This window comes from Metabacillus sp. RB-C-LZQ-3-1, from assembly GCF_058315175.1.
Window position 1 is genome coordinate 90,442 of the sequence record NZ_JBZFLI010000001.1, and the last position, 13,402, is coordinate 103,843.

13 protein-coding genes are annotated in these 13,402 nt (G+C 34.7%); all 13 read left to right on the forward strand.

The genetic code is table 11. The features are described from left to right. The first annotated feature begins 15 nt into the window (after nucleotides 1-15). Complete coding sequence (gene mgsA / locus AC4GZ8_RS00505) at nucleotides 16-423, forward strand: methylglyoxal synthase (protein ID WP_491079847.1); 408 nt, start codon at nucleotides 16-18, stop codon at nucleotides 421-423. A 53-nt stretch (nucleotides 424-476) separates the two neighbouring features. After that, nucleotides 477-1,187 (forward strand): bacillithiol biosynthesis deacetylase BshB1, encoded by a 711-nt coding sequence (gene bshB1, locus AC4GZ8_RS00510; protein ID WP_491079848.1) that lies wholly within the window; start codon nucleotides 477-479, stop codon nucleotides 1,185-1,187. After that, on the forward strand, nucleotides 1,187-2,341 hold the full coding sequence (gene bshA / locus AC4GZ8_RS00515) for an N-acetyl-alpha-D-glucosaminyl L-malate synthase BshA (RefSeq protein WP_491079849.1): 1,155 nt from the start codon (nucleotides 1,187-1,189) through the stop codon (nucleotides 2,339-2,341). Before bshB1 ends, bshA begins: the two co-directional genes overlap by 1 nt. After that, complete coding sequence (locus AC4GZ8_RS00520; protein WP_491079850.1) at nucleotides 2,325-3,542, forward strand: CCA tRNA nucleotidyltransferase; 1,218 nt, start codon at nucleotides 2,325-2,327, stop codon at nucleotides 3,540-3,542. The genes bshA and AC4GZ8_RS00520 overlap by 17 nt, the downstream gene beginning before the upstream one ends. After that, nucleotides 3,512-4,489, forward strand: a complete 978-nt coding sequence (locus tag AC4GZ8_RS00525) for a biotin--[acetyl-CoA-carboxylase] ligase (RefSeq protein ID WP_491079851.1) — start codon at nucleotides 3,512-3,514, stop codon at nucleotides 4,487-4,489. Before AC4GZ8_RS00520 ends, AC4GZ8_RS00525 begins: the two co-directional genes overlap by 31 nt. 432 nt (nucleotides 4,490-4,921) lie before the next feature. Then, nucleotides 4,922-5,761 (forward strand): 3-methyl-2-oxobutanoate hydroxymethyltransferase, encoded by an 840-nt coding sequence (gene panB / locus AC4GZ8_RS00530; protein WP_491079852.1) that lies wholly within the window; start codon nucleotides 4,922-4,924, stop codon nucleotides 5,759-5,761. After that, on the forward strand, nucleotides 5,758-6,603 hold the full coding sequence (panC, locus tag AC4GZ8_RS00535; protein ID WP_491079853.1) for a pantoate--beta-alanine ligase: 846 nt from the start codon (nucleotides 5,758-5,760) through the stop codon (nucleotides 6,601-6,603). Before panB ends, panC begins: the two co-directional genes overlap by 4 nt. A gap of 59 nt (nucleotides 6,604-6,662) precedes the next feature. Beyond that, entirely contained in the window at nucleotides 6,663-7,046 is a 384-nt protein-coding gene (gene panD, locus AC4GZ8_RS00540; RefSeq protein WP_491079854.1) for an aspartate 1-decarboxylase, read from the forward strand. Between the two features lie 268 nt (nucleotides 7,047-7,314). Continuing rightward, on the forward strand, nucleotides 7,315-10,119 hold the full coding sequence (gene dinG, locus AC4GZ8_RS00545) for an ATP-dependent DNA helicase DinG (protein ID WP_491079855.1): 2,805 nt from the start codon (nucleotides 7,315-7,317) through the stop codon (nucleotides 10,117-10,119). 331 nt (nucleotides 10,120-10,450) lie between these two features. After that, a complete protein-coding gene (locus AC4GZ8_RS00550; RefSeq protein WP_491079856.1) occupies nucleotides 10,451-10,621 on the forward strand; it encodes a YpmA family protein in 171 nt (56 codons plus the stop codon). A gap of 13 nt (nucleotides 10,622-10,634) precedes the next feature. Beyond that, nucleotides 10,635-11,132, forward strand: a complete 498-nt coding sequence (locus AC4GZ8_RS00555) for a cell wall elongation regulator TseB-like domain-containing protein (protein WP_491079857.1) — start codon at nucleotides 10,635-10,637, stop codon at nucleotides 11,130-11,132. Between the two features lie 126 nt (nucleotides 11,133-11,258). Continuing rightward, entirely contained in the window at nucleotides 11,259-12,551 is a 1,293-nt protein-coding gene (asnS, locus tag AC4GZ8_RS00560) for an asparagine--tRNA ligase (RefSeq protein ID WP_491079858.1), read from the forward strand. Nucleotides 12,552-12,688: 137 nt separating this feature from the next. Next, a complete protein-coding gene (locus AC4GZ8_RS00565) occupies nucleotides 12,689-13,393 on the forward strand; it encodes a DnaD domain-containing protein (RefSeq protein WP_491079859.1) in 705 nt (234 codons plus the stop codon). Nucleotides 13,394-13,402: the final 9 nt, after the last annotated feature.

Sequence of the window (13,402 nt, forward strand, 5' to 3'; positions counted from 1 at the left end):
AAGGGGAAAATGTTCATGAAAATTGCATTAATAGCTCACGATAAAAAGAAAAATGATCTTGTTCAATTTGTTATGGCGTATCAGCCGATTTTTAAAGAGCATGAACTGTTTGCTACAGGGACAACCGGCTTACGTATTCAAGAAGCTAGCGGCTTATCAGTTCATCGTTTTCAATCGGGGCCGCTTGGGGGAGACCAGGAAATTGGTGCATTGATCGCAAAAAATGAAATGGATATGGTTATTTTCTTTAGAGATCCATTAACAGCACAACCGCATGAACCTGATATATCTGCATTAATTCGTCTTTGTGATGTTTATTCAATACCACTTGCGACAAATATGGGAACAGCGGAGGTTTTAGTTCGTGGGTTAGACCGTGGGGACTTCCAATGGCGAGAAGTGATTCATGAAAAGAGTAAATAAACTGAAAATAACTAAAATAAAAAGTTTTTATACTATGTAACAAGGAGAGGGAAATGAGTAATCAATTAGATTTCCTTGCGTTCGGTGCCCATCCTGATGATGTAGAAATCGGGATGGGGGGTACAATCGCAAAGTATACCCAAAAAGGATTAAAGGTAGGAATATGTGATTTAACAAAGGCTGAGCTCTCGTCAAATGGTACAATATCAATTAGACAAGAAGAGGCAAAACGTGCAGGAGAAATTTTAGGCATTTCAAAGAGAATTCAGCTGTCTATTCCAGATCGAGGCCTTTATTTGGATGATTCGTATATAAAAGAAATTGCAGAAATCATTAGAACATATAAACCGAGAATAGTTTTTGCGCCGTATTATAAAGATCGGCATCCAGACCATGGTAATTGTTCACGTCTTATTGAAGAAGCAGTGTTCTCTGCAGGGATAAAAAAATATCAGGATAAACTAGGTTTAGCTGCACATCGTGTACAGCATGTGTATTTTTATATAATTAACGGATTTCATAAACCGAATTTTGTTGTTGATATATCAGAGACAATTGAGCGCAAATTAAATAGTTTACGCGCCTATAATAGTCAATTTAATAAAGTAGGCGAATCAACTGATACACCATTAACAAATGGATATATTGAAGCTGTAGAAAGTAGAGAAAGGCTATTTGGAAAAGAGGTTGGTGTTACGTACGCTGAAGGGTTTTTAACAAAAAAACCAATCCTGCTTTCTAATGATTTAATAGGTGACGAATAATGAAAAAGAAACTAAAAATTGGAATTACTTGTTATCCATCTGTAGGTGGTTCAGGTGTTGTGGCAACAGAGCTTGGAAAATTATTGGCTGAAAAAGGGCATGAAGTACATTTTATTACATCTAGTCTTCCTTTTCGACTTAACAAAGTGTATTGCAATATTACGTTTCATGAAGTAGAGGTTAATCAATATTCTGTTTTTAAATATCCACCTTACGATTTGGCTTTAGCAAGCAAAATGGCTGAAGTAGCAAATCGAGAGGATTTAGACTTGTTACACGTGCATTATGCAATTCCTCATGCTATTTGTGCATATTTGGCCAAACAAATGGTGAAAAAAGATTTGAAAATTGTAACAACACTTCATGGCACTGATATTACAGTACTTGGTTATGATCAATCACTGGCCGATATGATTCGATTTGGAATTGAATCTTCAGATCAGGTTACAGCTGTATCAAATGCATTGGTTAACCAGACATACGACCTGTTGCATCCTGATAAAAAAATTGAAACAGTCTACAACTTTATTGATGATCGTGTATATTTCAAACAGGATGCTATCCATTTGAAAAAAGAGTACAAAATTGATGAAGATGAAAAGGTTATTATACATGTATCAAATTTTAGAAAAGTAAAACGAGTTCAAGATGTTGTTTACGCTTTCCAAAAAATACATAGAAAAGTGAAATCAAAACTTCTCCTAGTTGGTGATGGTCCAGAAATGACTTATGTGAATCGGCTTGTGAGGGAATTAGGTCTTGTTGAACATGTATTATTTCTTGGTAAACAAGATAGCCTGGAAGAATTGTATTCAATTAGTGATTTAATTCTTTTGCTATCAGAGAAAGAGAGTTTCGGCTTGGTCCTATTAGAAGCAATGGCATGCGGTGTCCCTTGTATTGGAACTAATGCAGGTGGCATTCCTGAAGTCATTATTGAAGGAGAAACAGGATACACTTGTGACATTGGTGATATTGAGACAATAGCTATTCGAGCTATTCAAATCCTTTCTGATCAAGACTTACATAATAGAATGGCGGAAAACGCGGTATATATAGCTAAGGAGCGTTTTCATTCAGATAAAATTGTTTCTCAATATGAATCAATTTACTATGAGTTAATAGAAGGTGTAAATAATGGAGACTCCATTTGATGAAGCCAAACCGATTTTAGAAAAACTCCATCAATCTGGCTTTGAGGCCTATTTTGTTGGTGGAGCGGTCCGCGACTTCCTATTAGGAAGAGAAATTGGAGATATAGATATTGCGACCTCTGCAAAACCAGAGGATATTAAAAAACTTTTTCATAAAACAATTGATGTTGGAGCAGAGCACGGAACAATTATTGTTCTACATCAAGGAGAGCAGTATGAAGTAACGACATACCGTATGGAAACAGACTATGAAGATTTTAGACGCCCTAACTCTGTCCAATTTATTACATCCTTGAAAGAGGATTTACGTAGAAGGGATTTTACTATTAATGCAATGGCTATGGATGTAAAAGGCGAGATCTTTGATTATTTTCATGGTAAAGTTCATATGAAACAAAAACTTATTCATACTGTTGGTTTACCATCAGAAAGGTTTACAGAAGATGCTTTAAGAATGCTCAGAGCCCTAAGGTTTGTAAGTCAATTGAATTTCACATTATCTTCTGAAACAAAAGTAGCAATAAAAAATCATGTTCAACTACTTGATGTGATTTCAGTTGAAAGAAAAACGGCTGAAATTGAAAAGCTTTTAAGAGGGGATAACGTTAAAACCGCCATTAATCTGTTAATTGAGTGCAAGGTTTTAAATTATTTACCTGGTTTAGTTGGAGGAGAAAGACAATTGAAAAAGCTTTCTTCCTTTCGATTTAACTTTCTAACTTCTAGAGAAGAACTTTGGACAGTATTGACTTTATATATAGAACCATCGTCAGTTGACGTATTTTTAAGAAAATGGAAACTATCAAATAAATTAATAAAATCAGTACAAAAAAACCTTTATTTTCTTGATTTACTTTTGCAGAAATTAGAATGGACAGATTTATTATTATATGAGGCTGGTCCTGATACAGCAGTTTCTGTTGAACGGATCCGGTCTATTTTAGTCCATCCTAAAACAGTAAATGCAAATATAAATAGAGTAAGTTCATTGTTTGAACAACTACCCATAAAAACCAAAAAGCAATTAGCGATAAATGGTCATGACCTTATCCTTTGGTTAAATAAAGAAGCAGGACCTTGGGTGTCACAAACGATGGAAGAGGTTGAAAAAGCGATTCTTACAAAGAAAATAGAAAATAATAGATTAGAGATAAAGGAGTGGCTTTTAACATGCAGTCAGAACTCCGATCAAAATTACTAGAAGCCTTTTCAAATGCTGAAGGCGGTTTTGTATCAGGTCAAAAGCTTAGCGAATATATCGGTTGCTCAAGAACAGCAGTATGGAAACATATTGAAGAACTAAGAAAAGACGGATACGAATTAGAAGCAGTACGGAGGCTAGGTTATCGTATTACCAAAAAACCGAATAAAATTAGTGGAAATGAAATTAAAATTGGGTTAAAAACGAAAAAGATGGGGCATTATGTTCATTTTGAAGAGACTGTATCGTCTACTCAAAAAATAGCTCAAACGTTAGCGAATGAAGGAGCGGTAGAAGGAACAATTGTTGTTGCCGAACAACAAACAAAAGGTAGAGGAAGAATGGCAAGGAATTGGTACTCTCCAAGCGGAACAGGAATTTGGATGAGTCTAATAATAAGGCCTAACCTTCCTGTTCAAGCTACTCCACAGCTAACCCTTTTAACGGCAGTAGCTATCGTACAAGCTCTTGAAGAGGTCACTCCATTAAAGCCTGACATTAAATGGCCGAACGATATTTTAATTAATGGAAAAAAGCTAGTTGGTATTTTAACTGAATTACAGGCCGAGGCTGATCAAGTTCATTCGATTATAATTGGAATTGGGATAAACGTAAATCAGGCCTTAATCGATTTTCCAGAAGAGTTACACCCTATTGCCACATCCATTCATCTGGAAACTGGTGAACTTTGGGATCGTGCCCGTTTGATTCAAGAAATACTATTGAAATTTGAAACACTTTATTCAATCTATTTATCACAAGGTTTTCGACCAATCAAATTGCTTTGGGAGGGGTATGCCATTAGCTTACATAAACCGATAAGGGCTAAAACGATAAATGGTTCTGTGGAAGGTAAAGCTGTTGGAATTGATGATGCTGGAGTTTTATTAATTGAAACAAGTGACGGCTCAGTAAAACAAATATATTCGGCAGATATAGAACTTTAATGACATGTAAAATTGATACTTTGTGATGTATCATAATGGTTTTTAGCAAATTTTTCTGCTATACTTTTTCTTGGGTAGTATCTAAAGCAGAACTACACCGTTAAAAGAAAATAAATGAGCAATACAATGCTTACAAATGGTAATAATAACAACTGATATTCGTAAATTTAACCTGCCTTGATCCATTAGTGGACTAGGACAGAGGGATGAATTCGACTATAAAAACTTTTAATCCTTCTTTCTTTGTCGATAAGAAGGATTTTTTATGTTTATGAATAACACGTAGTGCTGTGCTACTGTACTTTTATTTCAACTAATTTTGAGGTCATTCATCTTCTCTCCTTAGTTTTTCTTTTAATGTACTACCCAACAATTTTGTTGATAGGGAGCCTTTAATTAGTGAGCTCCACCTATTGAATAGGAGGGAAAATAATGAAAACAAGACAAGATTTTATGAAAATGAAAGAAAGCAAAGAGCCGATTACAATGCTGACGGCATATGATTTTCCTAGTGCTAAACAAGCTGAACTCGCAGGAATTGACATGATACTTGTAGGAGATTCACTAGGTATGGTTGTCCTAGGTTATGACTCTACAATACCTGTAACAGTCAACGATATGATTCATCATACTAAAGCTGTTAAACGAGGGGCAAAAGACACATTTGTCGTAACTGATATGCCGTTTATGTCCTATCATCTTTCTAAGGACGAAACAATGAAAAATGCAGCTAGAATCATGCAAGAAGGAGGAGCCGATGCTGTTAAAATTGAAGGTGCAGATGGTGTAACTTCTATAATTGAAGCGCTTACTTTCGGGGGTATACCTGTTATTTCCCACTTAGGATTGACTCCGCAATCTGTGAATGTACTAGGTGGTTATAAAGTTCAAGGAAAAAGTGCGGAAGCTGCAAGGAAGCTAATAGAGGATGCTAAAAAATGCGAAGAAGCAGGTGCGATTGCTCTCGTATTAGAGTGTGTTCCACAACAATTAGCAGATGAGATCACAAGATTATTATCCATTCCGACTATAGGGATTGGAGCTGGGCGCAATACTGATGGTCAAGTATTAGTCTATCATGATTTGGTAGGCTATGGTTCAGGATATGTTCCTAAATTTGTAAAACAATATGCATCAATCTCTGAAACAGTACAGACCTCAATTAATCAATATATATCAGATGTGAAAAACAGATCATTTCCTGAGGAAAAGCATTCCTTTAATATGAAAGAGGAAGTATTGCATAGCATATATGGAGGAATTGGCAAATGATTGTCGTCGAAACGAAGCAAGATCTTAAAAATAAAATTTTTAGTTACCAGCAAAATCATCAATCAATAGGTTTTGTCCCTACAATGGGTTTTTTACATGAAGGTCATGTGAGGCTAATAGAAGAGGCGAGGAAGGCAAATGATATTGTTGTTTTAAGTATTTTTGTTAACCCTTTACAGTTTGGTCCTACTGAAGATTTTGATGCATATCCTAGGGATGCAGAACGTGATGAAGAAATTGCAAAACAAGCAGGTGTAGATGTGGTCTTTAGACCCCAAATAGAAGAAATGTATCCAGATGAGCCGTCATATACTGTTTTTGTTCGCAACCGTGTAGATGTTCTATGTGGAAAATCCAGAAAAGGACATTTTGATGGCGTAGCTACCGTACTGACAAAGCTTTTCCATTTAGTTCAGCCCAATCGAGCTTATTTTGGAATGAAGGATGCCCAGCAGGTTGCTGTCATTCACGGGTTAATTGAGGAATTTCACTTCCCAATTGAATTAGTTCCTGTCCCAACTGTTCGAGAAGAAGATGGCTTAGCCAAAAGTTCTCGTAATGTTTATTTAAGTGAAGAAGAACGGAAACAAGCAACAATTCTATTCAGAAGCCTAAAAAAGGCAGAAGCGGCTATTTTAAATGGGGAACGAAAGAAACAGGCAGTTGTCGATCTTATCTCGACTATGATAGAGGCAGAATCATCAGGTGTTATTGATTATGTTGAAGTATTATCCTATCCGCAATTAAAGGAAATAGAGGTAATTAGCGGTAGAATCATTATTGCATTAGCGATTAAGTTTACAAATGCAAGGCTAATTGATAATATAACGATTGAAGTTTAGAATTCTAATAAAACAATCGTTGATGATATAGATAAGAAATTCGATTGGGGGAGAAATATATGTTTCGTACAATGTTAAATGCTAAAATTCACCGTGCACGTGTAACAGAGGCTAATTTAAACTATGTTGGCAGTATTACAATAGATCAAGATATTATTGATGCAGTAGGTATGGTACCAAATGAAAAGGTACAAATCGTTAATAATAATAATGGCGCTCGCTTTGAAACATACATTATACCAGGTGAAAGAGGAAGCGGTGTAGTTTGTCTTAATGGTGCGGCAGCTAGACTTGTCCAAGAAGGAGATGTCGTTATCATTTTAACTTACACAATGATACCTGAAGAGAAAATTGCCTCACATCAGCCAAAAGTGGCTATCATGGATGAGCATAATAAAATTGTTGAAATTCTAGGGCAAGAACCGGCAGCTACAATTCTATAAAGAAAAAGACCTAGTTCATAATTGACTCTTTCGTAGTGGTCGTCAGGAAAGCTTACGAGAATGTCTATTATGGATAGGTCTTCTTTTATTTTTGTCATAATTCCTATCAAGTATTTTAAGCTATTCTCTTTTTTGTTTTTCTCCATTTTTGAAAAGTTATTCAAAACTCATTCAGATTAGGGTAAACTATTACAACAGGTAAAGTGTTAAATCGAAGTTTCGATTTATATCAGAAAAGCAGCTTTTTGAATCAATTGAGGTGTTTAATATGAAAGGCCAACGCTACGTTGTTATTGACTTAGAAACAACAGGAAATTCTCCTAAAAAAGGAGATAAGATCATACAAATTGCAGCAGTTGTTATTGAAAATAATCAAATTGTTGATCGTTATATGAGTTTCGTTAATCCATTACAGAATATTCCCTTATTCATAGAACAATTAACAGGGATAACGAACGAGATGGTCGAGGGTGCACCAACTTTTGATGAAATCGTACAAGATATCCATCATTTACTTAAGGACTCATATTTTATTGCACATAATGTTTATTTTGATTTGTCATTTTTACAGGAAGAATTCCTGAGATGTGGCTATCAGTTTTCCGGACCGATAATTGATACTGTAGAATTGTCTAGAATGACTTATCCAACTGAGAAAAGTTATAAACTTTCCGATCTTAGTGAAGAGTTTAATATGGATCATGAAAACCCGCATCGAGCTGATAGTGATGCAGAAGCAACAGCCATATTATTTTTACATATTATGAAAAAGTTAACTCAGTTGCCAATCATAACACTTCAACAGCTTTCAAAGCTTTCTAGGTCATTCATTAGTGATATAGAAGAAATTTTGGAACAAATCATTTCAGAAAAACTGGTTAGATTAGATCAACAAACAGGTCCTGATTTTGAAATTGTTCGGTCTTTGGCCATAAGAAAGAGAATAAAACAAAAAGATGTAATAAATTCTTCCAATATTTCAAAAGAAGAATTATTGGATTTTTTTTCAAGTAAAAGTGATGATCTGAAAAGGATTTTACCGTTATTTCATGAAAGAACCGGTCAAATTAAAATGATTGAAGAGATCATTGATTCGTTTATGACCCACCAGCATATTTTAATTGAAGCAGCAACAGGTATTGGAAAAACAATAGCTTACTTAGCTTCTGCTATTTTTTATTCTTTACAAGAAAAAAGACCTATTGTGATCAGTACGTATACAAATAACTTACAAATGCAAATAATGGAGCGGGAAATCCCAGTTTTAAAACAACTATTACCAGTATCTTTCTCCGCAACAGTACTAAAGGGACAGAGCCATTATTTATGCCTGCAAAAATTCGAGCAATCTTTAAAAGAGCTTGATGATAATTATGATTTTATTTTAACGAAGGCACAAATATTAATTTGGCTAACCGAAACGGTAAATGGAGACTTAGATGAATTAAATTTACCGTCTGGCGGTAAAACAATGTGGGAAAACCTTCATGTAGACCATTCATCCTTTTTAAATAATCCTTTTCAAGATTATTGTTTTTATCAACAAGCGAAGGAAAGTGCTTTTTCAGCAAATATCATTATTACAAACCATGCCATGCTTTTAGCAGATCTAGAACGTGATCAAAGGGTTTTACCATCGTATCAGGAAGTAATAATTGATGAAGCTCATCACTTTCATAGTGTGGCAACAGAACAGCTTGGAGTAAGATTTCATTATTTAGATCTTCACTACTTAATAAATCAACTTGGATTCACTCATTCAACGGGACTGTTAAAGAATTTTGTAAAAATCCAAAACAGACATGAATTGTCACCAACGTTTTTTAAAATCGATGAGTTACTATTGCAATTACAAGAAGAAAGTCACCAATTTTTCGCTGGGTTACATTCTTATGTATTAAAACACAAAAAAGACAATCCCTTAAATAGAGCATCCTATCGATATCTTCCTGATAAGGAGAATAACCGAACATGGAATTCTTTATTAGAATTGGCGAAAAGACTTCAATTCATGATTAAAGATATCATTCATTTAATGGAAAAAGAAAATCAAGGAATTGATGAATCCTATATGATATCAAAACCAATTAAAGAAAAGTTAGTACTGGAAGCCTTTAAACGAAGCATTTCATCGTTGTATACTTATAAAGATTATTTTGACTTTTTATTTTTTGATCAGGATTACTCGGTTGTAAGATGGATTGAAATTGATACAAAAGGCGCAAAAAATGCAGTTTCTATATATGCACAACCGATTGAAGTAAAAGAGTATTTAGCAGATCAATTTTTTTCACACATTCAAAGTGCAATCTTAACATCAGCAACGCTAACGATCAAAAACTCTTTTACATACATGCTACAAACAGTAGGACTGTCAGATTTTTACCCAAAACAGCTGCAAATTAACTCTCCTTTTAACTATAAAAAACAGGTGAAAATGTTTATCCCTAGTGATATGCCAAATGTTAATGATGTTACACTTGAAGAGTATTCAGAAGCAATTGCTGCTCATATTAGCACAGTTGCCCAGATTACGGAAGGAAAACTTCTTGTGCTGTTTACTTCCTATGAGATGTTACGAAAAACATACGGGATGTTAAAGGAAGATGTTACACTTGAAGATTATATGATTATGGGGCAAGGTACAGGAAGTGGAAGTCGCAGTAAGTTAACGAAAAATTTTCGTCAATTTGAAAAAGCTATTTTATTAGGGACAAGCAGTTTTTGGGAAGGGGTTGATTTTCCAGGTGATCATTTAAAGGCGTTAATGATTGTTCGTCTTCCATTCGCGTCACCGGATGAACCAACTGTTGCAGCTACATGTCACCATTTGGAAAGTAAGGGAATTAATTCTTTTTATCATTATTCACTTCCTGAGGCTATACTGCGTTTCAAACAAGGGTTTGGTCGATTAATTCGAAACGAAAAAGACAAGGGAATTTTGTTTATATTAGATAATAGGATTCTGACTACAAAATATGGAAAAGATTTTATAGCATCAATTCCAAAGCTTGAAAGCGAAAATAAACCTATGCACCTTTTAACACATGCTATCGACGATTGGTTAAAGTGAAACTTTCATCATTAAGGGGTTCTTCACCAGTATGATGGTTAGTTGAACCAATTGGACCTTTACTGGCAAGTTATTCCCCACCAAAAAACTCAAAAGCTTGAGCAAGGGTCTTACTGCCAATTAAAGAGTGGGATAAATGAAAAAAATGGCTGATACAAGTATCAGCCTAATAAAATGTGGTGTGAGTTAGGAGAAATTTATTTTCACGGTACATGTTTACACTTTATAATAAATCAATGTACAACAATGTATAGGTTGTTGTATTGTTATTGTGTCCAGAGAGATCTGACATATAAGTTACAATATTTGTGTTAGGCAGGAGGAATATGACATGGAAAGCAAAATTGAAATTGTATCTACGGTAACCGTGGATCATTCTGATGATTTATATAAAATTGTTGATTTACTAAATAGAACGTTAAAAAGGAATGATTTAATGTTTGGTCTTGCTCTTGATCAAGATGATAAATCTAAAGCTGTGTTTACAATATATCGTACATAAGGATGTAAAAACTATGGAGAGAAAAGTTGGAATATCAATATTTATCATAACCGTTTTGATCATATCCGGAATTTGGATTTTAACGTCAAGCTATTTAACAGCAAGAGAACAGTATGAAGAGGGCCATGAACAATCGAGACAATTTGCTATAAAAGAGGCAAATCTTAAAACGATTGATGAAATTAAAACATATAGCGCTGATCAAAAATATCATGTTATCACAGGTACAAACAGTGAAAACCAGAAAGTATATGCTTGGATATCTAATATTGATAAAGAAAAAAAAATTTTAGTTAAGAAACAATCTTCCGGGATAACAAAGGAAGAGGCATTAGAGACTGTGTATCAAGAGCACAATCCTGCTGAAATTATCAGCGTCCAGCTTGGTATGGATGAAGGAATTCCAATTTGGGAAGTAAAATATCAAGATGAATCAGAACGATACACCTTTGATTTTGTCAATTTTTATGACGGGAAAATTATCAAACATATGGCAATAAAAAATTCTTGAGATTTAAATTATCCGAAAGTTTCGGCTTATCCTCGTTTTATTGCGGCTCCTTACAAAAAAACGTATAATATTACGATGGAAAGTACATAAAAGAGTTATACATCGTGCTTGATGGAGGGAATAAGTGTGAAAACAACAATTGCAGAAGTTGGAAAATATGTTGGACAAGAAGTAACGATTGGAGTTTGGCTGGCTAATAAGCGCTCCAGTGGAAAAATTGCTTTCCTTCAACTTAGAGATGGTACAGGATTTATTCAAGGTGTCGTCGTAAAGGCTGAAGTAGAGGAAGAAGTATTTCAAAAAGCAAAAACAATTACTCAAGAGACATCATTATATATATCAGGTATTGTCAGAGAAGATGAGCGTTCACCATTTGGTTATGAACTAGGAATAACCGATATACAAGTAATTGCAGAATCTGTTGATTATCCTATAACACCGAAAGAGCATGGTACAGAATTTCTAATGGATCACCGTCACTTATGGCTTCGTTCAAAACGACAGCATGCTGTAATGAAAATTAGAAATGAAATCATTCGTGCGACATATGAATTTTTCAATAAAGAAGGGTTTGTAAAGGTAGATCCTCCTATCTTAACCGGCAGTGCACCTGAAGGTACTTCTGAGTTATTCCATACAAAATATTTTGATGAGGATGCATATCTTTCTCAAAGTGGACAGCTCTATATGGAAGCAGCTGCTATGGCTTTAGGTAAGGTTTTCTCATTTGGACCAACGTTTAGAGCGGAAAAATCCAAAACACGTCGTCATTTAATTGAGTTTTGGATGATTGAACCTGAAATGGCCTTTTATGAATTTGAGGATAACCTCCAGGTACAAGAAGCATATGTTTCCTTCTTAGTTCAGAATGTATTGGAAAATTGTTCTCTTGAATTAAAAACATTAGGAAGAGACATCTCAAAGTTAGAAAAAATTAAAGCTCCATTCCCTAGAATCACATATGATGATGCCATCAAATTCCTTCATGAAAAAGGGTTTACTGAAATTAAATGGGGAGATGATTTTGGGGCACCGCATGAAACAGCGATTGCAGAAAGCTTTGAGAAACCAGTGTTTATTACACACTACCCAACTAGCTTAAAACCGTTTTATATGCAGCCTGATCCAAACCGTGATGATGTTGTATTATGTGCGGATTTAATTGCACCTGAGGGCTACGGTGAAATTATTGGCGGATCTGAGAGAATACACGATGCTCAACTTCTTAAGCAGCGCATCAATGAACATAAGCTTGATGAACAAGCATATGATTGGTATCTTCAATTAAGACAATATGGTTCTGTCCCACATTCAGGATTTGGGTTAGGTCTTGAAAGAACTGTGGCTTGGCTAAGCGGTGTGGAGCATGTACGTGAAACAATTCCATTCCCGCGTTTATTAAATCGACTTTATCCATAATAATGAAAACTGACTTCTTTTTTAAGAGTCAGTTTTTTCGCTTTTATATTTCCTAAAATGGGAATAACAACCGAAGCTAATTGTATACATTGTGGAGATTTGTCATGGTATACTACCATAAGGTGAGGGGTGTTTTTATGAATAAAGAGCAATTTATTGATCTCCAAGAAACAGGGAATATATCGATTCCAGTTATCTTGTTAAATTACTATGCAAAATTAGGACTAAACGAACAAGAGCTTTTACTTTTATTACAAGTAAAAAAATTCAAAGAAAGCGGTAACCAATTTCCTACTCCAACAGAACTTTCAGAGCATATGTCCATCTCAACAGCAGAATGCACGTCCAACCTTAGAAGTTTAATACAAAAAGGTTTTTTAATGATTGAGGAAAGTCAACAAGAGTCCATTTTGTTTGAATATTACTCATTAAAGCCGCTATGGGAAAAACTATATACTTATTTAATGAATGAAAACAACCGAAAAGTCCAAGAGCAAAATAAAAAAGAAGACGAAAGCCTTTATACTATTTTTGAAAACGAATTTGGTCGTCCGTTATCTCCTTTTGAATGTGAAACTCTTTCTATTTGGATTGATCAAGAAGATTATGATCCAACTATTATTAAAGCTGCGCTAAGAGAAGCTGTTATGTCAGCAAAACTGAATTTTAGATATATAGACCGAATTCTATTTGAGTGGAAGAAAAACGGTATTCGGACGATCGATCAAGCAAGGAACCATTCAAGAAAGTTCCGCCAACATCAAGGAAATTCAAATAATAAGCCAGATCAGCAAGAGGAGTATCAAAGAAAGGTACCTTTCTATAATTGGCTTGACAATTAGAGAATTATT